Source organism: Microcoleus pseudofavosus SVA1_A4, from assembly GCF_036700565.1.
Lineage (GTDB): Bacteria > Cyanobacteriota > Cyanobacteriia > Cyanobacteriales > Microcoleaceae > Microcoleus.
Genome location: NZ_JAUBPE010000021.1, coordinates 63,886 through 85,893 on the forward strand (window position 1 = coordinate 63,886; position 22,008 = coordinate 85,893).

22 protein-coding genes are annotated in these 22,008 nt (G+C 46.8%); 11 read left to right on the forward strand and 11 right to left on the reverse strand.

Annotation, left to right across the window (positions count from 1 at the left end):
* Nucleotides 1–40: 40 nt before the first annotated feature.
* Nucleotides 41–181 carry a hypothetical protein gene (locus QUA02_RS11540; RefSeq protein WP_333027723.1) on the reverse strand — a complete coding sequence of 47 codons (141 nt, stop codon included), beginning with the start codon at nucleotides 179–181 and terminating at the stop codon, nucleotides 41–43.
* Nucleotides 182–319: 138 nt separating this feature from the next.
* Between QUA02_RS11540 and QUA02_RS11545 the strand changes: the two genes are divergently transcribed.
* A complete protein-coding gene (locus QUA02_RS11545) occupies nucleotides 320–1,903 on the forward strand; it encodes a cation:proton antiporter (protein ID WP_333027725.1) in 1,584 nt (527 codons plus the stop codon).
* Here QUA02_RS11545 and QUA02_RS11550 read toward each other — a convergent pair.
* From QUA02_RS11550 to QUA02_RS11560, 3 genes are all read right to left on the reverse strand, one after another.
* A complete protein-coding gene (locus QUA02_RS11550; protein ID WP_333027728.1) occupies nucleotides 1,860–2,576 on the reverse strand; it encodes a potassium channel family protein in 717 nt (238 codons plus the stop codon). The genes QUA02_RS11545 and QUA02_RS11550 overlap by 44 nt on opposite strands.
* A 49-nt stretch (nucleotides 2,577–2,625) precedes the next feature.
* Nucleotides 2,626–2,907, reverse strand: a complete 282-nt coding sequence (gene gatC / locus QUA02_RS11555) for an Asp-tRNA(Asn)/Glu-tRNA(Gln) amidotransferase subunit GatC (protein ID WP_332978921.1) — start codon at nucleotides 2,905–2,907, stop codon at nucleotides 2,626–2,628.
* 204 nt (nucleotides 2,908–3,111) lie between these two features.
* Nucleotides 3,112–3,633, reverse strand: coding sequence for a photosystem I assembly protein Ycf3 (locus QUA02_RS11560; RefSeq protein WP_333027729.1), 522 nt, complete (start codon nucleotides 3,631–3,633; stop codon nucleotides 3,112–3,114).
* Nucleotides 3,634–4,244: 611 nt separating this feature from the next.
* Here QUA02_RS11560 and QUA02_RS11565 point away from each other — a divergent pair.
* On the forward strand, nucleotides 4,245–5,543 hold the full coding sequence (locus QUA02_RS11565) for a hypothetical protein (protein WP_333027730.1): 1,299 nt from the start codon (nucleotides 4,245–4,247) through the stop codon (nucleotides 5,541–5,543).
* A 171-nt stretch (nucleotides 5,544–5,714) separates the two neighbouring features.
* Here QUA02_RS11565 and QUA02_RS11570 read toward each other — a convergent pair whose 3' ends face one another.
* Nucleotides 5,715–5,981, reverse strand: coding sequence for a hypothetical protein (locus tag QUA02_RS11570; protein WP_333027732.1), 267 nt, complete (start codon nucleotides 5,979–5,981; stop codon nucleotides 5,715–5,717).
* A gap of 159 nt (nucleotides 5,982–6,140) precedes the next feature.
* A complete protein-coding gene (locus QUA02_RS11575) occupies nucleotides 6,141–7,316 on the reverse strand; it encodes a SpoIID/LytB domain-containing protein (protein ID WP_333027734.1) in 1,176 nt (391 codons plus the stop codon).
* Nucleotides 7,317–7,586: 270 nt separating this feature from the next.
* Between QUA02_RS11575 and QUA02_RS11580 the strand changes: the two genes are divergently transcribed.
* The 6 genes from QUA02_RS11580 to QUA02_RS11605 all read left to right on the forward strand — a co-directional run bounded on the left by QUA02_RS11580 (nucleotide 7,587) and on the right by QUA02_RS11605 (nucleotide 13,236).
* Nucleotides 7,587–8,519: a ribonuclease Z gene (locus QUA02_RS11580; protein ID WP_333027736.1), complete on the forward strand. Its 933-nt coding sequence runs from the start codon at nucleotides 7,587–7,589 to the stop codon at nucleotides 8,517–8,519.
* A 161-nt stretch (nucleotides 8,520–8,680) separates the two neighbouring features.
* On the forward strand, nucleotides 8,681–8,899 hold the full coding sequence (locus QUA02_RS11585; protein ID WP_333027738.1) for a hypothetical protein: 219 nt from the start codon (nucleotides 8,681–8,683) through the stop codon (nucleotides 8,897–8,899).
* Between the two features lie 37 nt (nucleotides 8,900–8,936).
* The gene (locus QUA02_RS11590; RefSeq protein WP_333027739.1) at nucleotides 8,937–9,317 is read left to right on the forward strand and encodes a pepsin/retropepsin-like aspartic protease family protein; all 381 of its coding nucleotides are present in this window, start codon (nucleotides 8,937–8,939) and stop codon (nucleotides 9,315–9,317) included.
* Nucleotides 9,318–9,391: 74 nt separating this feature from the next.
* Nucleotides 9,392–9,556 (forward strand): hypothetical protein, encoded by a 165-nt coding sequence (locus tag QUA02_RS11595; protein WP_333027742.1) that lies wholly within the window; start codon nucleotides 9,392–9,394, stop codon nucleotides 9,554–9,556.
* 466 nt (nucleotides 9,557–10,022) lie between these two features.
* Nucleotides 10,023–12,839 carry a preprotein translocase subunit SecA gene (gene secA, locus QUA02_RS11600; protein WP_333027745.1) on the forward strand — a complete coding sequence of 939 codons (2,817 nt, stop codon included), beginning with the start codon at nucleotides 10,023–10,025 and terminating at the stop codon, nucleotides 12,837–12,839.
* A 127-nt stretch (nucleotides 12,840–12,966) separates the two neighbouring features.
* On the forward strand, nucleotides 12,967–13,236 hold the full coding sequence (locus QUA02_RS11605) for a DUF2442 domain-containing protein (RefSeq protein ID WP_333027746.1): 270 nt from the start codon (nucleotides 12,967–12,969) through the stop codon (nucleotides 13,234–13,236).
* A gap of 167 nt (nucleotides 13,237–13,403) precedes the next feature.
* Here the strand turns inward: QUA02_RS11605 and QUA02_RS11610 are convergent, their stop codons facing one another.
* The 3 genes from QUA02_RS11610 to QUA02_RS11620 form a co-directional block, all read right to left on the reverse strand.
* Nucleotides 13,404–13,697: a DUF3288 family protein gene (locus tag QUA02_RS11610; RefSeq protein WP_333027748.1), complete on the reverse strand. Its 294-nt coding sequence runs from the start codon at nucleotides 13,695–13,697 to the stop codon at nucleotides 13,404–13,406.
* A 141-nt stretch (nucleotides 13,698–13,838) separates the two neighbouring features.
* Complete coding sequence (locus QUA02_RS11615) at nucleotides 13,839–14,756, reverse strand: hypothetical protein (protein WP_333027751.1); 918 nt, start codon at nucleotides 14,754–14,756, stop codon at nucleotides 13,839–13,841.
* A gap of 72 nt (nucleotides 14,757–14,828) precedes the next feature.
* Nucleotides 14,829–15,329, reverse strand: a complete 501-nt coding sequence (locus QUA02_RS11620) for a tetratricopeptide repeat protein (protein ID WP_333027753.1) — start codon at nucleotides 15,327–15,329, stop codon at nucleotides 14,829–14,831.
* A gap of 157 nt (nucleotides 15,330–15,486) precedes the next feature.
* On the opposite strand from QUA02_RS11620, the gene QUA02_RS11625 reads away from it, so the two are divergent.
* Nucleotides 15,487–16,227 carry an SDR family oxidoreductase gene (locus QUA02_RS11625; protein ID WP_333027754.1) on the forward strand — a complete coding sequence of 247 codons (741 nt, stop codon included), beginning with the start codon at nucleotides 15,487–15,489 and terminating at the stop codon, nucleotides 16,225–16,227.
* A 240-nt stretch (nucleotides 16,228–16,467) separates the two neighbouring features.
* Here the strand turns inward: QUA02_RS11625 and QUA02_RS11630 are convergent, their stop codons facing one another.
* Nucleotides 16,468–18,510 (reverse strand): protein kinase domain-containing protein, encoded by a 2,043-nt coding sequence (locus QUA02_RS11630; protein WP_333027756.1) that lies wholly within the window; start codon nucleotides 18,508–18,510, stop codon nucleotides 16,468–16,470.
* 452 nt (nucleotides 18,511–18,962) lie between these two features.
* On the opposite strand from QUA02_RS11630, the gene msrP reads away from it, so the two are divergent.
* Together msrP and QUA02_RS11640 are read left to right on the forward strand one after the other, a co-directional pair.
* Nucleotides 18,963–19,946 carry a protein-methionine-sulfoxide reductase catalytic subunit MsrP gene (msrP, locus tag QUA02_RS11635; RefSeq protein WP_333027758.1) on the forward strand — a complete coding sequence of 328 codons (984 nt, stop codon included), beginning with the start codon at nucleotides 18,963–18,965 and terminating at the stop codon, nucleotides 19,944–19,946.
* A gap of 246 nt (nucleotides 19,947–20,192) precedes the next feature.
* Nucleotides 20,193–20,855, forward strand: coding sequence for a Uma2 family endonuclease (locus QUA02_RS11640; protein WP_333027760.1), 663 nt, complete (start codon nucleotides 20,193–20,195; stop codon nucleotides 20,853–20,855).
* Nucleotides 20,856–20,965: 110 nt separating this feature from the next.
* Here the strand turns inward: QUA02_RS11640 and miaA are convergent, their stop codons facing one another.
* Complete coding sequence (gene miaA, locus QUA02_RS11645) at nucleotides 20,966–21,856, reverse strand: tRNA (adenosine(37)-N6)-dimethylallyltransferase MiaA (RefSeq protein ID WP_333027761.1); 891 nt, start codon at nucleotides 21,854–21,856, stop codon at nucleotides 20,966–20,968.
* Nucleotides 21,857–22,008: the final 152 nt, after the last annotated feature.

The following is a 22,008-nucleotide window of genomic DNA, read 5'->3' on the forward strand; positions in this document are numbered from 1 at the left end:
TCAGAAGAGACTGTAAAAAAAAAATTAAAAACCAGCACAATTAAGAGCAATTAGCATCCTGTAAGGGTTTGGAAATCATCCAGATATACCAAAAAAATTGCACTCTAAAAACGCCCCGATCGCCCAACCCACCCAGAAATCCTGTTTCAGCTTCTTCAGCATTCATCCAAATATACCACATAAATTGCAGTTAATTGTACAACAAAGTGAACCGTTTCCTGTAGACTAAAACCGTAGTCAATCTGTCAATTTCTTTGAGGAAAACGAGTTTATGAGAGGAGTATCGGCGATCGAGTCGATTGTAGCGCAAGCACCTCCCTTGGGCAGCAATCCTGCTACAAATAGCCAAACGGCAGGAGCCATTCCTGAATTGGTCATCATCTCGATCATTCTGCTGCTGATTGCAACTTTTGTTGCACTCGTAACCCGACGGTTGCGAATTCCCTATGTGACGGGCTTAGTGTTAGCAGGCTTGCCCATTACGGAGCTCTTGTCGCGTCGAATTGGTTTAGACCCATCTTTAGTATTAAATCTTTTTCTACCAATTCTGATTTTTGAAGCCTCGATCAATACTGATATCAGCCGTCTCCGCAGCACCTTTAAGCCGATCGCCCTGCTGGCGGGTCCAGGCTCGATCTTTTCCTCAGCAATTATCGCTGTTCTGGTTAAATTTGGGCTGGGGCTAGACTGGATTCCGGCGTTGCTGATCGGAGTCATTCTGGCAAACACTGATACAGTCTCGATGATCGCGGTTTTTAAAGAGATCCGCGTGCCTTCTCGATTGTCCACCATCGTGGAAGGAGAAACCCTGTTCAATGATGCGGCTGCTCTAATTTCATTTAATTTGGTTTTGGTTATTTATGCGACAGGATCTCTCACCGCTGTACAAGGCGTGAAGGAACTGCTCGTGGTTGCCTTAGGTGGGGCACTGGTCGGGGGTGTTTTAGGTTACTTGAGCGTGCCGATATTTGTGCGCTTAAACGATCCGTTGAGTAGCCTTTTGCTAACCGTCGCTCTCGCATTGGGAACCTTCCAAATCGGACAATTTTTAGGCGTATCGGGCGCAGTGGCGGTGGTCATCACCGGACTTGTTTTTGGCAACCTCGGGCTGCCTCGCAGTTCGTCTGCCTCGGATCGGATTACCTTGCTGAGTTTCTGGGAATACGCTGGTTTTGGCGTCAATACGTTTATTTTCCTGCTGATTGGAATTGAAATTAACCCGCTGACGCTGTGGAGAATTTTGCCATCCATTTTATTGGTCATTCTGGCCTATCAACTGGGACGGATTCTCTCGGTCTATTTGTTATTAGCGGGGCTGCGCTGGTTCGATCGCCCCATTCCGCTACGCTGGCAGCACATTTTGGTTTTAGGGAATATTAAAGGGTCTCTATCAATGGCCTTAGCTGTTGCGATTCCCTTGACCCTACCAGGACGGGATAACATTATTGCCTTGGTTTTCGGTGCAGTTTTATTCTCCTTGGTCGGACAGGGATTAAGTTTACCGTGGATAGTAAAACGACTAAAAATTAGCCGTGTTTCTGATGTAATGCAGGAAGCTGGGCAGTTACAGATTCAGTTGATCGCTTCCAAAGCGGCTCAAGATGAGCTAGATAGTTTGCTGAAATCTGGCGTGTTGCCGAAGGCAGTTGACGAAGAGTTATGGGCATCGTATCAAGCACGAGTAGCACACTCTGAGCGAGTGCTGCGCGATCTCTACAATAAACATCGGGCCGGTCAAATAGAGGGCGATCGCAGCGGGCTAGATACGATTCGACGGCGATTGCTCCTAGCAGAAAAAGGAGCCGTTAGCGATGCGCTCCGCAAGCGAATTGTTCCAGAGGATCTGGTTCATCCTTACATCAAAGATTTGGATGAGAAACTTCTAACGTTGGCAGATGACTAGCGCGAATGCCGAGGTAATCAATCATTTGGTGAACTAGCTCTGGACGGGTGACGACCAAGATGGTAGAGCCTGCTTCAAGAACAGTATTGCCGTTCGGAATCTCCAGATTGGCGCAGGCATGGCATTGATAACCAATAATCAGCGAACTTGTTGGAAAACGATGGTCTTGAGCAATTTGAGCAACGGTGCGACCTGCCACCTTGCAATCGCCTGGAACTGGCAGCTTTAGCACCTCGACTTGCCCGTGTTCAAAGTGCATCATCGATTCGATTTGGGGATATTCAATCGCATTCGCCATTGATGCAACTGCCAAATCAATCGTGCTGATGATGTGACTGGCTCCGGCAAGCCGATAGGCTTCCAGGAATTCGCGATCGCGCATTCGCACCACAATATGGGAAATGCCATAGCTCCTGGATAGGGTGATCAGCGCTAAATTCAGTGCATCATCCCTCAGTGATGCAATGACTGCGCTTGCTTGTTTAATTCCGGCTTCCTGAAGAACCGTTGTGCTAACTGCACTGCCTTCAAATGCCATCACTCCGATTTTTTCACGAGCAAAGCGACAGGCAAGCGGGTCAACATCAATGATTGCAACCGTATGACCGAGTTTTAATAACTGCTGGGCTAAACTCAGCCCCATCATTCCTGCTCCACCAATTAATACGTACATGACTGAGTGTCACCCCAAGAATGAACATTACAGATTTATCACTATAAAGCTACATAATCTTAGGAACTTTAAAAAACTCCCCATCGCGATCGGGAGCTCCCTCCAAAATACTTTCTCCGTTAGCAAAAGGTTGCAAATCGTCCGATCGCATTACATTGCTAACATCGATCGCCCGCGTTGTCGGCTGCACCTTACTCGTATCCAGTTCGCTCAACTGCTCAAAATAATCCAAAATACCGTTCAGTTGACCGGTAAACTGCTCTTCTTCTTCAGGCGTTAATTCCAATCTCGCTAAATTTGCTACTTTCCGAACTTCTTCTCTGTCAATCATAAAAATCTGTAATTGGGAATTGGGAATTGGGAATTGGGAATTGGAATTGGGAATTGGGAATTGGGAATTGGGAATTGGGAATTGGGAATTGGGAATTGGTTATTTTTTATTAGAAAAACTACTAACTACTAACTATTACCGATTACCCATTCCCCATGCCCTATGCCCTATGTCCTATGCCCCATTCCCCATTCCCCATCATAGTTAAAAATACACATCAATCTGCGATCGCCCTGTCGTCTTCAGCCAATTTTGCACCTCAATGTAATTGTTCGGGGCCAAGCGAATAGCCTCCTTCCAATAATCGGCAGCTTTATCAAACAGCCCTTCCGCCCGTTCAAAATTGCCAGCTTCCTTTTCCTTTTCCCCTTGATAGTGGTAAATCACAGCAATATTATTCAGCGCTTGCGGCATTCTCGGATTGAGCTCTAGGGCCTCGTCGTAATACTCCAAAGCTTTATCGTGTTCGCCGTTGCTAGTATGGATCAGGCCCATATTGTACAAGACATAACTGCGATCGTAAGGATCTTCCTCAAGCTTCAGCGCTTCATGATAATTGTCCAGCGCTTCAGCATACTCGCCATCTGCTTGAGCTGACATACCATCCCGGTAATAAGCAAAAGCTTCCTTCGCCTGCTTTTTCGCCGGCATAATCTTCAGGATGATATCTGCCATTACCGTGAAACTTTTGTCAATAAAGTTATCGTTGCGTTGAGTTCTGGGCATATGCGATTCTTTGGTTAGCGGCTAATCGGAAACATTAGCCTGTAAAGTTTTCCTATTAATAATTGCGCAACTGTTTTAGTTAGCAGTTGTGTTGAGGGCGCTCTCAAAGTCTAGTCGATCGCAAATGCGAACCTTAAAATACGCCCTTGGATCTAACACTCGCGCAAGTTCTATCTATTTTATAGAACTCTTGCAAGACTTGCAAAAAAACCAGATTTCTTTAACCTATCTCTAGCACTCTACACCAAACTTACCAAAACCCCCCCAGAAGGGAAAATTTCTGCAGTAGGGTGTGTGAGCGCTCCAATAGCTGCAAGCTTCGCCAACGGGCGATCGCACCGTACCCTACTAACTCTACCCACAACCCCCCCGCCGTTGCCCCGAGGAGTCAACAGCCAAATACCCTGCCGAGGAGAAAAAGAATCACAAAGTTTTATTAAGTTATGCGGGTTCAGCCAACACTTAAAAGTTAATCGGCCAAACACTAGCAATATTTTGCTCCCAAGTCAAGGGCAGCATCAAAAAAAATCCGAAACCAGGGCGTCAAAACGGGATCGAATTCCCGCAATATATAATAAAAATAACCAGGTAATTTTCACAGAGAGAAACCTATGGCTCCGAATCCCAGCATTATGCAAGCCGTCGAACAACTTGGCTACCGCGTTACGGTTGGAGACGTGGCGGCAAAAGCTGGATTAGATGTCAATTTTGCCCAACGAGAACTGTTAACCCTCGCCTCAGAAGCAGGCGGCAACCTGCAAGTAGCAGAATCCGGCGACATTGCCTACCTATTTCCCAAAAACTTTCGAGATATTTTGCGAAACAAATTCTTGCGCTTGCAGTTGCAGGAATGGTGGCAAAAAATCTGGCGCATTCTATTTTACCTGATTCGGATATCTTTTGGCATAGTGCTGATAGCTTCCATCCTCTTAATTTTTGTTGCTATCACGCTTTTACTCTCCAGCAACAGCAGCGACAATAACGGGGGAGGAGGAGGAGGTAGCGATGACAGAGGCGGCGGCTTTTTCTTTTTTCCCTACTTCTGGAACGAGTTACCCTGGATATTTTACTGGAACCATGACGAACCTTACTACCAGCAGCAATCGCGCTTAACTGGCAAAAAAACCCAGATGAGTTTTCTGGAAGCAGTTTTCTCTTTTATATTTGGAGACGGCAATCCGAATTACAATTTAGAAGAGCGCAAGTGGAGCGATATTGCCGCCGCGATTCGCAACAACCGAGGTGCCGTCGCCGCCGAACAAATTGCCCCATATCTCGACAATCTCGGACAAGGATACAGCCGAGAATACGAAGAATATATGTTACCAGCCCTCGCCCGTTTTGACGGCAGACCCGAAGTCAGTCCCGAAGGGCAAATAGTCTACCACTTCCCGCAATTGCAAACAACAGCCACCGAGAGAAATTCTGAACCAGTAGCAGCTTATTTGCGAGAAATGCTGTGGCGTTTCAGCAACGCCAGCTCCGGCCAAGTCATGCTCGCAGCAGGGTTAGGATCCCTCAATCTGGTTGGTGCATTAGTTTTAGGAAATTTATTAGCTAAAAGTGCGATCGCAGGTGGATTTATCGGTTTCGTCAGCGCTATTTATCCCATGCTCCTGATTTACGGCGTCGGATTTCTCGCAATTCCTTTAATTCGCTACTTCTGGATTCAGTGGAAAAATAGCAGGATAGAAGCCCGCAATCAAGAGCGGCAGCAGCGAGCCATGTTATTAAACGAACCCGATACTAACTTGCAGCAAAAATTGGCATACGCCCAGGAATTTGCAGCAGAAAACGTTCTGACTGGAGAAGACTTAGCTTATACAACAGAAACCGAATTAACCCAACAAGAACTAGAACAGTCAGCAAAAATAGATGCCGAATGGCAAAAGCGGATCGATCGATCTTAGATTTTATATTTTAGATTCAAGAATGAGCGGTTTTGAGCCAAAATCTAAAATCCAATCAACTTTGTAGTGAGGACTGAAGTCCTCATAAAATTTCGAGGACTTCAGTCCTCACTACAAACAAGTTTGATTGCCAGTTTAATTGAATTCGAGCGCTCGAACATGATATGAAATTTAAATTTTAGGCACCTGAGACTCTTTCGTATTCCTAGTTTTTTTAACAATCTTAGGGCGTTTAAAAATCAAACAATTTTGGTCGTACTTCGAGTCGTGGCGCAGAGCCACAAGTTCCCACCCCTCCTCCCCCAACTGATTGACAAATAGATGCAGCGAGCCTTGTTTCCAATCTCGCTGTTCTTCACCATTTACATATAAACTAATCAGCTTATTTCCAAAAGGATACATATTCGCATCCACAAATAAATAATCCCACTTTTGCATAGCCATCCTTAATGTAGTTAGTAGTCATTAGTCAGTTGGCGGTTGACAGTTGACAGTTGGCTGTTGGCTGTTGGTTATTGGTTAGTTCTTATTGGTTATTTGTTATTTATTACCAATGCCCAATGCCCAATACTTTTCGAGCCAATTACCAATTACCAATTACTGAACAGCAATCCTAGCCAAAGTAGTGCCCCGGTAATAGTGCAACAAAATCTGCTGGTAGCCGTATCCCTGCCTTGCCAAATTGTATGCCCCCCACTGACTCATTCCCACAGCGTGACCGAAACCTTTGCCAGCAACTTGAAAACCCGTAGGAGGCCGCCCGCTATTTCTCCCACTAAAAATCCCGCCGTACTGAGGAATCACAGTAAAGCGGGTACTCCTCAAATTTAGAACCCGACGCAAATCGGCGCCGCTCATGACCCTAGAACCGCCATCTCCGACTACTTTCATACTAAGGACACTTCCATAACGGGTAGTGCGTTCAGGCTTCATCGAGATCACATTTCCGACCCCAGAAATTTTGCTGCTGATTTGAGCCCGGGAAAAATTTTCTTTCCACTGGTAAACCGGCGCCCCTTGGTCGAAGTCAGGAACACCGCGCAGGTAAGGCAGGGGTTCCGTCCAAACATCCTCGACATTTTCAGTATGTCCCCCAGACGCAGAGTGGAAAACGGCTAAAATAATCTGACCGTTGTAAGCCAGAACTTGACCGGCGGTTGCATCGACTGCCAAATAAGTGCCAGAAGATTCTGTTTGCAGTCCTTTGTAAACCTGCGAAGACTGAGTATTGTCCACGTCGTAAAGCTCGGTTTCGCTTTTGAGGCGCTGGTGGATAGCGTAGGAACGGGCGGCGACTGCTTGGGCTTTCAATGCCTCAATAGGCCAATTGCTACTCATTTCGGCGCCGAGAACGCTGTAGAGATATTGTTCGATATCGACGTAGTTGACGGCAGTCAAGCCTCCTTTTTGGGGAACTAGAAGCGTGCGTCCCCGATACCAACGATCGCCAATCCAAACATAACCGTTCCCCGTCGGCTCGATCCAAACTTGGTTGGCGGCCCAGCGACCGAGCGCCACTGTTCCCGATCGAAATTGAGCCGACTGAGAACTGTTTGCGGGCAGTTCGCCCAAATTGCGCCCGCTGCCGTCGCGGATTGCAGCCTTAGTAGAACTGCCGACTTTTACCTGACTTGCCCCGTCTTGTACCGCAACTCGCAAGATCAGCGCGGCCTGTGCTGGGGCTACCATTACCAGCCAAAACAACAGCGAAATCCAAAAGTAGCGTTTTTTTAATGTCGAAAGAACGGAAACAAAGAATACTCCTGGCTGCATTTGAAAATTTTCCTCCTGTGCTGTACGAGTTTGAGAATTTTTAAGGGGAAGGGAAGGGAGGGGAAAAAGAAAGGGGAACGGAAGAAATAAAACGTTAGAATTGGGTCGATCGCTCTGTGCGCTTGTCAAAAACGATTTTAGCGACTAGATGTTCGCAGGAACAACGATTTATCCCGGTTCCTGCCTGCGACTATTTCCTTTATGTCGGATTGACCGCACTCTGGATATATGTAACATATTTTTTAAGACTTAATTGAGGTGATTTGACTCTTGCAGATTACATTTCTCGGAACTAGTTCCGGTGTCCCCACGCGATCGCGCAACGTTTCCAGCATCGCCCTCCGGTTGCCCCAGCGAGCGGAACTCTGGCTGTTTGACTGCGGCGAAGGAACTCAGCACCAGTTTCTCCGCAGCGACCTAAAAGTCAGCCAACTGAGCCGCATTTTCATCACTCACCTGCACGGCGACCACATTTTCGGCTTAATGGGTTTGCTGGCTAGCTGCGGTTTGGCGGGGAATGTCAAGCGCATCGATCTTTACGGGCCTCCGGGACTTGAAGAATATTTGCAAGCTGGCGTTCGCTATTCTCAAACTCATTTTTCTTATCCGGTTAAGGTACACAAAATTCACGAGGGAGTCATCTATGAAGATGACGAATATATTGTTAGCTGCGGCCCTTTGAAGCACCGAGTTACTGCTTTTGGTTATCGAGTAACTGAGAAAGACCGTCCGGGACATTTTGATGTAGAAAAAGCCAAGGCTGCGGGTATCCCTTCGGGGCCGCTTTACGGTCAATTAAAGCAAGGAAAGACCGTAAAGTTATCGGACGGGCGACAGTTTAAAGGTACTGATTTTTGCGGCCCGGATCAAATCGGGCGCAAGTTTGTGTATTGTACTGACACGGTTTTTTGTGACGGGGCGGTGGAATTGGCGAAGGATGCTGATTTGTTGGTGCACGAAGCGACTTTTGCTCATCAAGATGCTCAAATGGCCTTCGATCGCCTGCATTCAACTTCGACAATGGCGGCTCAAGTTGCTTTGATTGCTGGGGCTAAACAGCTAATTATGACCCATTTTAGCCCGCGTTACGCTCCGGGGAATGCGATCGTCCTGGATGATTTGCTCAAGGAAGCGCAGGCAATTTTTCCCAATACGAAAATGGCCTATGACTTTTTGACTTACGAAGTGCCCAGGCCTGTTTAAAACTAGGGTTTATCTGGCGTGAGATGTGACAGCTTTTTCAATAAGGGCGATCGGGGCGGGCTCTTCGGCCCGTTCAAAACTTACGCATTGGCTGTGCTGTGTTGGAGTGGTGGAAATCTCAAGGTCATGGTAAAATGTAAAAACTCATTCTATGCCGTTTTATGTCAAATCTTGAATTGTTAGCCCAAGTTCGGCAATTGTCTCGTGCTGAAAAGTTTCAAATGATGCTGTTTTTAATAGCAGAATTGGCGAAAGAAGAAGGAATTTTAATGGGTAATGAATCTGCTGAAATTATATATTCAGTGCATACTTCTAATAGTGCAGCAGAGCAATTGACGCAGTTACTAGAAATAGAGCATAAACAAACTCAAAATGTTTAATAGTAGGCGATATCCTTTTCAACCTAAACGAGATGGAATGGGTGTTTTAGCTGATGTTCCGTATCTGCCTTTAACACTAACTTATCAAAATCGTTCTGTTGAGGTTATGGGTTTACTGGATACAGGCTCTAGTGTAAATGTTTTGCCCTATAATGTTGGGGTGCAGTTAGGGGCAATCTGGGAAGAGCAAAGATTTTCTGTTACTTTAGCGGGGAATTTAGCGAGTGCTGAAACGAAAGGGTTATTAGTCTTGGCAAAAGTAGGGGACTTTGAGCCAGTTCAGTTAGCTTTTGCCTGGACTAGGGTGAATAATATTCCGATTATTTTAGGGCGGACTAATTTTTTTACTGAGTTTGATGTTTGTTTTTATGGATCGCAATTAGCGTTTGAAGTGTGTCCTAAATTTAGAGATAGTTGAGATTATCAATGTAGGTGGACATAAACATAATCATGTTCACCAACTTAAACACAAATATTTAAAATTACCATGTCTTGCTGCTAACTCTCGAAGATGAGGATAAGTGGGTGCGTCGTAAGGCAGTAGAAGCCTTGGGTAGGTTGGGTCTAAAATCTAGTGAGGTTTTGCCTGCTGTCGTCGTGCAATGGATCGATCGCCCTCAAGATACAGCATACGTCGGTTCAGGTATTGATATCTAGTGGGATTTGGTGGCAAGTCAGGGAAATTGATCCAGAAATTACGCACTCCGACTCAAGAAACCTGGTTTTTCATCAAATCTGCTGGTTGCAACGCGTCTTGTCGTAAAAAACCCGGTTTCTGGCCCCATGCGTCAGTCATATCAAATCCGGTAGCATCGGAATTAATTATTAGTGGCCGAAATTAGGAGACGGCAGTGCCGTGTCCCTACAATATTATTTTCGGTAGGGACACGGCACTGCCGTCTCCTCCATATCATAAGGAGTGCAACCGGAATTGATATCAATTCTTCAATCGAAAATCCCAAATCCCCAATCCCCAATCGGTCGATCGCCCCCAAAGACACCTTCGACTGCTTAGCAGACCCAATGATTGCTACAATCGGGGAGGGTATATGTTGTGGCTAACACTACAGCCCGTAACCCCGAAAGCTAATAGCTAAATTATTAAAAATCTGCCTCTCCTGCCATGTTTAAAAATCTGCTAGGCGATCCCAACGCACGCAAACTTAGAAAATTTCAGCCTTGGGTAGCTGATATCAATATCTTGGAAGAAGACTTCCGCGCACTCTCAGACGACGGCCTCAGAGGGAAAACGGCGGAGTTTCAAGAACGTCTGGCAAAAGCTAAATCTCTCAACGAGGAGAAAGAGATCCTAGACGAAATCTTGCCGGAAGCTTTTGCAGTGGTGCGGGAAGCGGGACAGCGGGTTTTGGGACTGCGCCACTTTGATGTCCAACTCCTCGGCGGCATCATTCTGCACAAAGGCCAAATTGCCGAAATGAAAACCGGTGAGGGCAAAACTCTCGTGGCGACGCTGCCGGCATACCTCAACGCCCTCAACGGTAAAGGCGTACACATCATCACCGTCAACGATTATCTCGCAAGGCGGGACGCGGAATGGATGGGACAGGTACACCGCTTCCTGGGACTGACTGTGGGACTGATTCAGCAGGGCATGGATCAGGTGGAACGAAAGAAAAATTATAACTGCGATATTACCTACGCGACTAACAGCGAAGTCGGCTTTGACTATTTGCGCGACAACATGGCTACTGTCATGGAAGATGTAGTGCAGCGTCCTTTTAATTTCTGCGTGATTGACGAGGTTGACTCGGTGCTGATCGATGAAGCGCGGACGCCTCTGATTATTTCGGGCCAGGTGGAACGCCCCAGCGAGAAGTATATGCGGGCGGCTGAGGTAGCTGCTGCTCTGAGAAAGGAAAATGAAGAACATTACGAGGTTGACGAAAAGGCTCGGAACGTGCTGTTGACCGATGAAGGGTTTGGTGAAGCTGAGAATTTGTTGGGCGTTACTGATTTGTACGATCCGGCTGACCCTTGGGCGCATTACATTTTTAATGCGATTAAGGCGAAGGAATTGTTTATTAAGGATATTAACTACATCGTCACTCCCGATCGCGAAGTCGTGATTGTCGATGAGTTTACGGGCCGGGTGATGCCCGGAAGGCGCTGGAGCGACGGTTTGCACCAGGCGATCGAAGCCAAGGAACACGCGGAAATTCAGCCGGAAACTCAGACGCTGGCGACTATTACTTATCAGAATTTCTTTTTGCTTTATCCGAAGCTGTCGGGGATGACTGGGACGGCGAAGACTGAGGAGACGGAGTTTGAGAAGATTTACAGTCTGGAAGTGACGCTGATTCCCACTAACCGGATTACGAGCCGCACTGACCTTTCGGATATGGTTTACAAGGCAGAGGCCGGTAAGTGGAATGCGATCGCCCAAGACTGCGCGGAAATGCACGAAATCGGTCGGCCGGTGCTGGTGGGCACTACGAGCGTGGAAAAATCCGAGTTGCTGTCGCGGCTGCTGCTGGAACGCAAAATTCCTCACAATTTGCTCAATGCTAAACCGGAAAATGTGGAGCGGGAGTCGGAAATTATCGCTCAAGCCGGACGCAAGGGTGCTGTGACGATCGCCACGAACATGGCCGGACGCGGTACGGATATTATTTTGGGCGGTAATTCTGAGTACATGGGCCGCCTGAAGTTGCGCGAGTATCTTATGCCCCGGATCGTGCGGCCCGAGGATGAAGACGGGTTTTCGCTGGTGCAAGTACCCGGTATTGGCGGCCGCCCCGCACCTCAAGGTTTTGCTCCGACTGGGAAAAAGGTCAAGTCTTGGAAAGCTTCGGCGCAGATTTTCCCGACGCAGCTATCGAAAAATGCCGAGCAACTGCTCAAAGCCGCCGTGGAATTGGCGGTGAAGGAGTACGGCGAGCGATCGCTCTCGGAATTGCAAGCCGATGATATCGTGGCTATAGCTTCGGAAAAAGCACCGACCAAAGACCCGGTAATTCAAAAATTGCGGGAAGCTTACAATTTAACCCGCAAGGAATACGATGCTTTTACCAGCACCGAACACGATGAAGTCGTGCAGTTGGGAGGCTTGCACGTCATCGGTACCGAACGCCACGAATCGCGCCGGATCGACAATCAGTTGCGCGGCCGGGCTGGACGCCAAGGAGACCCTGGTTCTACGCGGTTTTTCTTGAGTTTGGAAGACAATTTGCTCAGGATTTTTGGCGGCGAACGGGTTGCCAGTTTGATGAAGGCTTTCGGTGTTGAGGAAGATATGCCGATCGAGTCTGGAATGCTGACTCGTTCCCTCGAAGGCGCTCAGAAAAAAGTCGAAACCTACTATTACGATATCCGCAAGCAGGTATTTGAATACGATGAAGTGATGAACAATCAGCGTCGAGCAATCTATGCGGAACGCCGCCGAGTATTGGAAGGTTTGGACTCCAAGGAACAGGTAATTAAGTATGCCGAACAGACGATGGACGACATCGTGGGAGCATACATCAATCCCGATTTACCTTCGGAAGAATGGGAACTCGACAAACTTGTGAGCAAGGTGAAGGAATTTGTTTATCTGTTGGCTGACATGACTCCGGATCAATTAGAAGATTTGTCAGTTGAGGAAACTAAAACTTTCTTACACGAACAAGTCCGCAATGCTTACGATATGAAGGAAGCCGAAGTTAATGCCATCCGATCTGAATTGATGCGCGATGCTGAGCGGTTCTTTATTTTGCAACAAATTGATACTTTGTGGCGGGAACACTTGCAGCAAATGGATGCTTTGCGCGAGTCTGTAGGGCTGCGCGGTTACGGACAAAAAGACCCGTTAATCGAGTACAAAACTGAAGGTTACGAGCTGTTTTTGGACATGATGACGGATATCCGCCGCAATGTGGTTTATTCGCTGTTCCAGTTCCAGCCGCAGCCGGCAATGCAAGTTTCACCAGAGATGGTTTGAAAATAGTTACCGGAAATCAGGACACGGCAGTGCCGTTTCCCTACAATTAATCGCGGTAGGGACACGGCACTGCCGTGTCCTCTATATCATTTACAAGAAAATAAACAAACGCTATTGGAGGCTTGGTATGGGTATTTTGGCGATTCGAGCGGACGAGAGAGTTAAGCACATTCATTTTACAGAAGAAACCATTAGTGTTGATTTGATGGATGGACGAATCATTACCGTGCCTTTAATTTGGTATCCAAGATTGTTTCATGCAACGCCCGATCAAAGGGAAAAATGGGAAGTATGCGGAGGAGGCTATGGCATTCGCTGGGAAGAAATTGATGAAGACCTCAGTACAGAAGGAATGCTGCGAGGTGCACCTGCTCCGAGGCCTAAAATTACTCATTAATTTCGATCGCTAGTTCATATCAATTCCGGCTGCGCCGGAATCATATAGAGGACACGGCAGTGCCGTTTCCCTACCGCGATTTATTGTAGGGAAACGGCACTGCCGTGTCCTGATTTCGGGTAATATTAATTTCGATTCAACCGGAATTTGATATTGCAGATTTGAGATTAAAGCCAATCTTCTTGATCGCTTTTTTGTTTCCTGTAAACTTCACCTTTGGCGTGAATTTTACGGGTTTGTTCGTAAAGACTTTCTTCCGTATAATTCCATTGTTGCAGGACTTTTTTTAAGTCTGATTGAATATCTCTAGCGCCGGGAAAGCCTCGGTAGCGAATTATCAATCTTGCTAATTCCGATAAATTGTATTCGGTTGCTTCTCCTGCTAATAAAGTATCGACACTGGCTCGATCGCGCTTGTATTGCGGATGCTGCTGATCTTGAGTTTTTTCTACTGAATCCATACTATTTATATTTCCCAATCATCTGAAAATGTTGCTACAAGCAACCGCCACCCAAAAGCGCGGACATAAATAACCTAATGAATAGAGTCTTAAATCAGCGCTTCATAAACGGTTTGATTCGGGTATCATAACAGTCAACAGTCAACAGTCAACTGTCAACTGTTCAGTCATCCCCAGAAATTTTTGTGTTTGTTGAGTAATACCAAATAGTCGATCGCCGTGACAAAATATTTCCCAGGCGCGAATTCCCATAAAACCAATACCTGCAACCGCCAAGGGCATCGCTGCGGCACCTAAAACCGCGGCAATGGGAGGAAATATCATGCACAGTGTTAACAGAATGCCAGTAATAACACCGCCAGCAATGCCAGCTTTGGCGGTGGCAGTGGCGACTTGTTCGACTAATTCTGATTGGGTAATTTTGCCTTCAACGCACAATAGCGAGTTTTCTAAGATCGAAAATACTAACTCAATTACTGCTGCTGCGATCGCCCCTTTCATTGCAGCCCCAACAATTTCGGCAACTGCTGCTTTAAACGCTGCATCCGCTAAAACTTGCTTAGCGACTGCTAATTCTGCGGCAGTCATGTCTGCACCGCCGCGGGCGCGATTCACCCGAAAATATTCAAAAATCCCGTTAGCAGCTTCGCTTCCGCCTCCATTGACGTGTGCTTGGATGTGACTCCAATCTTTATCTTGACAGAAGTTGCGAATTGCTTCCGGCCCTTGGGAACGAATTTGGGCGGGTATGGATTCAAATACTTTTGCTGCTTCTTGAACGTTTCGGATGCCGTCACGCACCCCAGCCCTAGCAAATTTGAATTGCAGATTAGTTGGCAGGTTCTCAAAACGGATGTTATGTGCTATTTTAAAAGCTTCTTGAGTGGCGATCGCGCCAGCACTCACAATTGAACTTGGCGCTGATTGTACCCACGCCGTTACTACAGTTGCACTTTCCTCCACTTTTGCAGCAATTTCGTTGGCTAATTTTTGGGTATCGACAACAGTTTCTTGTACTTTAGCCGTTAGCAATTCGAGCGGATTCTGGTTAATTTCCATTTCGATCCAGCTTGCATCGTTAATGATTGAATTATTCTGACTATAACATTCCTCTTCAGTAAGTGTTGTTTTTTACTGAATTGCTTCTAACTCCGGCTGTAAATCAAGAGCTTTTTTTTGATAAAATAAACCTTCATTCGTTCGCCCTTGCTGTTCCAAAACTTTGCCTAAATTCCAATAAGCGGCGCCTAAATTCGGTTGAATAGCAATAGCTTTTTGATAGTACATTATGGCATCATCGAGCAGGACTTGTTTGTAAAACATACTGCCCAAATTAACATATGCTTCGACAAAATTAGGGTTGAATTCGATCGCCTTTGAGTAAGCGCGTATCGCCGCGTCTGTTTTGCCTTGGGCTTGCAGGATATTGCCTAGGGTTTTGTAGGCGGCGGCGAAATCTGGTTGGTGGCAAAGTGCTTGGTAACAGGAGGCGATCGCCTCAGCAAATTTTTGTTGAGCATAATAAATTTCGGCAATCTTGTTAAGTGCGATCGCCTCATCAAAATTACCAGATTGTTTGAGTCGATCGCCCGCTTCTAAATGCTGCGATACTAACTCGGAATTTACGGTCATAGATTTTAGTTGGACAGGCGATATCACTTTAGCATAAACAGGACTTACCCAGAAACTTTATTTGTAGGTGCGCCGAAGAACACCTTACTACACTACTATAGATAGTGTAAAATCGGTAAGAGCAATCTAAAGTTTCAAATCTAATATCTAAAATTCCATGACATCACTAACAGGAAAAGTAGCAATTGTGACCGGTGCATCGCGGGGAATAGGACGCGCGATCGCCCTGCGATTATCCCAAGAAGGCGCATCCGTTGTCATCAACTACGCCAGATGTGCTGAACAGGCTAAAGATGTTGTGTCAACGATTGAAGCAGCAGGCGGCAAAGCATTGGCCGTGCAAGCCGATGTCAGCAAAACCGCAGAAATTCGCGATTTGTTCGATCGCACTCAGGAAACCTATTCACAAATCGATATTTTAGTCAACAATGCGGGAGTAAATCTTTCCAAAACTGTAGCGGAAGTTACCGAAGTAGAGTTTGATAATCTTTTTGCAATTAACGTCAAAGGCACGTTTTTTGCTTGTCAAGAAGCTGCTAAACGCATGGCAGAGGGAGGAAGAATTGTCAATTTTTCCAGTTCGACAACGGCGATGCTACTGCCAACTTACGGGGCTTACGTGGCGACAAAAGGCGCGGTAGAACAGCTAACTCGATCGCTGGCCAAGGAATTGGGCGATCGCCAAATTACAGTTAATGTGATTTCTCCGGGTCCAACGGATACAGAACTTTTCAATGTCGGCAAAACCGCCGAACAAATCCAAAGATTTACACAAATGACTGCTTTGGGAAGACTTGGAAAAGTTGAAGATATTGCCGATGTGACGGCATTTTTGTGCAGCGAACAAGCCCGGTGGATTACCGGACAAAATATCCGCGTTAACGGCGGAATTGCCTAAATATATACTTTAGTCAGCTTGGAGCGGATAAAAGTTTTTATATAGCAATCCTAAATGATTTGAAAAATAGTACGCGAGCAAGATGCTCGCACTACAAGGATTCTGATCTCGATCGATTTTGCGACTGATTTAGGACTGCTATAGCAGCGATTTCAATCGCCGATTATAAGAATCCCCAACCAGAATCTTTGATTTTGGTTGGGGATTCTTATAATTTTATAGCGCGGGCGATCGCCCAAATCAAGGAGACAGCCGCCACACCTTAATCGTGTCGTCAAAACTGCCGCTGATCAGAGTCTTGTCTTGAGGATTAAAAGCCAATTCCACCCAAGTAGAATGACCCTTCAGCGTACCGGGTTCCCCGCCATCCATCGCCCACAGCTTGATAGTCCCGCTCAAATCGGCGCTGGCTAGCGTCTCGCCGTCGGGACTGAAAGCTAGAGACTGAATTCGATCGGCATGACCCCTAAAAGTCACCTCGCCCGAGGGCTGCGGCCCGTGTTCCGTGGTGATATCCCAAATCCTCACTGTATTGTCCCAACCGCCGCTGCCCAAAATTTTACCGTCAGGGCTGACAGTAAGAGCCGAAACAGCATCGACATGACCCGTGAGAGTCGCTTGGAATTCCCCAGTCTTCCAATTCCACATCTTGATAGTACCGTCGCCGTTGCCAGTAAAGAGAGTGTCTTTATAGGGACTGAAAGCCACCGAATGCACGGCGTCAGGAATCCCTTTGAGAGTTTCCAACTCGGCCCCGCCTTCCACTTGCCACAGCTTCAAAGTTTTGTCCTTACCGACACTGGCGAGGGCTTGGCCGTCGGGACTGAAAACCACCGAGAACACGCCGTCTGTGTGTCCGTCCCAAGTCCGAATTAACTTGCCAGAATACAGATTCCACAATTTAATCGTACCGTCAGCGCTGCCGCTGGCGATCGTCCTGCCGTCGGGACTGACGGCCACCGACCACACGGGCCCCAAATGTCCTGCTAAAACCTTGAGCAGCTTGCCGTGACGCTTGTGCAACAGGTGAATTGTGCCGTCGTTATTCCCGCTGACTATGACGCGGCCGTTGGGAGTGACTGCGATCGCCCAAACCGGGTTTTTCTCTTGATCCGCCAGAGTGCGCACTGCGGGCCCTTTTTGCGATGCGTCAGCTTTGAAATCCTGCATCGGGGGCGGATTGAACCGAATTTCGGGAATGCTAGAAGCGGGCTCGCCAGAAGTGAAAGCCTGCGGTGCAGGAGATTGCAAGCCAGAACCCAGCACTGCCGACAGCAGGGCAACCGCCGCTCCTCCCCACAAAGCCAAAGTCCACTTGGGTTTGCTGAGAATCACGTCTACCGGTGCCGGGCCGTATTTCATGTCTGTGAGAATTGCCTCGGTCGATCGATAGCGTTTTGATGGTTCTCGCTGCACCATTTTATCCAGAATGCGGCCGAGTCGCGCCGAAACTGGTACTTTCAAATAATGCCTCCATGCCCAACTGTCGGCTTTGATGTCAAACAAATCAAAGGGCGACATTCCCGTTAACAAGTGAATGCAAGTGACGCCCAAACTGTATATGTCGCTGCTCTTAATCGCTTGACCTTTAATTTGTTCTGGGGCCGCGTATTCGGCCGAACCCGTCACCGCTTCTGTTTTGAGCGGCCCGCTGTTTGCCGGAATTGCCGCGCCGAAATCGACTAAAACTAGCCCTCGACCACTTTCCTGGGACAGGGGATGCAGATCCTCTTTCCCGGCCATTGCTGGGGATGCTTGGGGAGTTTTGCGGTGAATAATATTGGACGGTTTGATATCTCGGTGAATCAGTTGATTTTCGTGAACAAATTGCAGGACTGGCAACAATTCGCTCAGCAGATACCAAATGTGAATTTCTTTAACAACACCTTTTTCTGAAAGCCGATCGGCCAAATTGCGGCCTTCGATGTATTCTTGCACTAAATACTGGCAGCCTTCGACTTCAAAAGATGCCAGCAGTTGCGGTATTTGCGGATGTTTCCCCAACTCGTCTAGAACTGAGGCCGACCCGCGAAATGTCCGGTTTTGCTGGTTTTGACCGTCTGCGGCTGCTGTCGGTCCGCAGAACTGTTGAATGACGCAGCGGGGTTGCGAAGGTTGGTCTTCATCGACTGCTAAGAAGGTGCGGCAAGTGAGACTTTGACCGAGGGTGTGAAAGACTCGGTAGCGACCTTTTAGCAGCAAGTTCGACTCGCAACTTTTGCAGACTGTCGCGCGATCGAGATTTTGGGGATTCTGGCAATGGGGATTGGTGCAGTAACTCATTTGTCTTTCCGCTGGAGACCCCCGTCCGACTTACAAAGTTGGTGGGGGAGGAAAGCGGGGCGGTGCGTGCCGCTTCCTGTGGACAAATTAAATAATTGGAATCTTTGCTTGATCATAATTGTTTCCCAGATTTTCGCCACAATTCCTGCGGTCGATCGCGCGTAAATTATTGCTGACTTTCCTGCGAGGGATGTTTAATAGGTCGATCGCGCGGGCGATCGTTCGATTGTTCGGCGGGATTCGCTGTTACCGAATTACGTTATACTGTCATTGCGAATACTGTAATTGCGATCGAACCAAAGTAAAGCAATCGCGAGGCATCGCCTAAAATCCGCGATCGTCTGTTCTCTCTAGTCAATCTAAAATCTAAAATCCACAATCTAAAATAGGTTTACTGATTGAAAACTTAGCCAAGTTTTGCCAAACTAACTACTAACTTTTAACTATTACTTATGCCGTTAATTCGCGTACCCAAATCTTGGGAAATTCTCAACCCACAAATTACCCCAGAAACAGCTTTTATCAACCGCCGCCGCTTCATGACAAATTTAATTGGCGCTGGCGTGAGTGCTTCACTCCTCCCACTTGCGGGCTGTAAGAGCAATGGTGCATCAAACGAAGCTTTGGATAAAACCGCAACTGTAGCATATTCCGGCTTAATCCGCAATCGGGCATTTGCGAAAGTCGATCGGGCGATTACCGACGAAGCTTTAGCTACAAAATACAATAATTTTTACGAATACGGCGGCACAAAATCTATTTGGCAAGCCGCTCAAGCTTTGCCAACAGAAAACTGGAAAGTAGAAGTAGCCGGTTTAGTAAAAAATCCCCGCATTTACGATATTGACGACCTATCCAAAAAATTTCCCATCGAAGAGCGAGTTTATCGATTTCGCTGCGTAGAAGCGTGGTCAATGGTAGTTCCTTGGGTCGGATTTCCCATGAAATTACTGATGGCTGATGTCGAACCGCAATCCAATGCTAAATTCGTTCGCTTCACATCATTTTACGACCCCAAAATCACCAAAGGTGCTAATGTATTTTCGCAATTTTATCCTTGGCCGTACACCGAGGGAATGCGAATTGAAGAAATGGCCAACGATTTAGCATTTTTTGCCACAGGTTTGTACGGCAGAAAACTACCTAAGCAAAATGGCGCGCCGCTGCGGCAAGTGATTCCTTGGAAGTACGGTTTTAAGGGCGCAAAGTCGATCGTCAAAATTGAATTTGTCGAACAACAGCCCGCCACTTTTTGGAATACAATCGGCCCCAACGAATACGCTTTTGAAGCAAATGTCGAACCCGACAAACCGCACCCCAGATGGTCGCAGGCCAGCGAACGAATAGTCGGCCCCGGTAACAGTTGGTCGTGGGAAACTCGCCCGACTTTGCCCTATAACGGTTACGGCGAATATGTCGCGAGTTTGTACAGTTAATTAAGTACGCGAGATGTAATTTGAGGAACAGGCTTTTCGGCTTCTCAAATTATTAATTTCTCTCTTTTCTCTTTCTCTGCGCCCTCTGCGTTCTCTGCGGTTAATTAAAAAAATATTTTTTGTTCGTTTCAAAAAAATGAAATACAGGACACGGCACTCCCGTGTCCCTATGTTTGTAAGTTTTACCTTAAATTTGCAGTCGCTCGACTACAATAAAAATTGATGAAGCTACCAAGGAATTGTTAAATGGTAACAACAACATCAACTCCCGTCGAACAGCAAACTACCCCAGAAAACCGAGTTATTTTAAAAGGTGTCAGTTGGTCAACTTTTAAAGCATTGCTGGCGGATGTTGGGGACGATAGAGCTTGGAGAATTGCTTACGATGGAGGAGTATTAGAAATCAGAATGCCACATCTAGAACATGAAGTTCCGAAAGGACTGATAGAAAGCTTTATTGAAGCTACAGCAGACGAGCTAGAAATCGAAGTGATGAAAGCTGGTTCGCTGACTCTCGAACGGGAAGATTTAACTCGTGCTGTCGAACCTGATACTTGTTTCTACATTCAAAATGAAGCCAGCGTCAGAGGTAAAAGAGATATCAGCCTCCCAGAAGATTTGCCGCCAGATTTAGCGATCGAGTCAGATTACACGAATTCTTTTGTGAATAAGTTTACAATTTATGCTGCTATTGGTGTTCCCGAACTTTGGAGGTACCGGCGGCACTCTCTGCAAGTTTATCAACTTGTAGATGGGAAATATGAAATGTGCGATCGCAGTTTAGCTTTCCCCTTTTTACCCGTTCCAGAAATTCCGGGTTTTATCGAACAAAGCAGAACTATCGGACAGCGGGCGGCTGTGCGTTTGTTTCGGCAAAGAATTAGAGAAATTTTGCCGAGTCAAAGTTAGCATCATGTTAGATTAAGTTTTTGTGTGTTTAAATATCGCAGATATTTTGCAGATCTCTTATGAACAGGCAAGATGCCTGTTCCACAAATTTTTAAATTTAAAATCTAAAATCAATTGACAAATTCTTGCACTCTCTGCCAAACTCGCTCCAACAAATCCGGTGCGCTAACATCAAACCATTCAATTTCAGGATAAGCTCGAAACCAAGTTCCCTGTCTCTTCGCAAATTGCCGGGTGTGCAAAATTGTTAATTCTTTAGCTTCTTCAAGCTTAATGTCGCCCGCCAAATATTGTTTGATTTCCTGATAGCCCAGCGTGTTCAATAAAGGCAAGTCGCAGCCGTATTTTTTACACAAATATTCTACTTCAGCAATCCAACCGCGTTCTAGCATTTGTTCGGTGCGCTGTTTGATCCGATCGACCAAAACATCGATCGCGCAATCCAACCCTATTTGTAAAATAGGATAATTGGGAGGATTTTCGCCCTGCTGTTCGGAAATAGAGCGACCGGTGACATAAAATACTTCTAATGCCCTCAAAGTTCTTACTGGGTCATTGAGGTGAATTTTGTCAGCGGCAGATCGATCGACCTGCTGCAACATGGCGTAACATTGAGATTGCCCGAGTTCTGCAAGTTGCGATCGCAATTCTGGCATTGGTGCAACTCTCGGCATTTTCAAACCGCGGACGATCGACTTAATATATAAACCAGTCCCTCCCACCAACAACAAAGGAGAATCCACAGCAGCTATTAAATTTTGAGCTTGCTGCTGGTACTCGGCGAGTGTTAGAGTTTCCGTCGGATCGCAGATGTCAATTAAGTGATGGGGTACAGCAGCGCGATCGACCGCCGTCGGTTTTGCCGTTCCGATGTCAAATTCGCGGTACACTTGACGCGAGTCCGCACTCAGGATCGATGATTGCAGTCGCCCCGCCAAAGCCAAAGCCACTCCCGACTTCCCCGTCGCCGTCGCCCCACAAATCGTAATTAATTTAGACATAGCTTACTTCCTTGCGGGCGATCGCACCCAAACTCCTCTAGCTGACAACAAACACTCCTCCCCGATCCAAGCCATCCATCCCCTCAATAAATTTCCCTTCAGAATGCCCTAGCATCGCCATTAACCGTTTTGTGTTAGAATTTTAGAAGTTT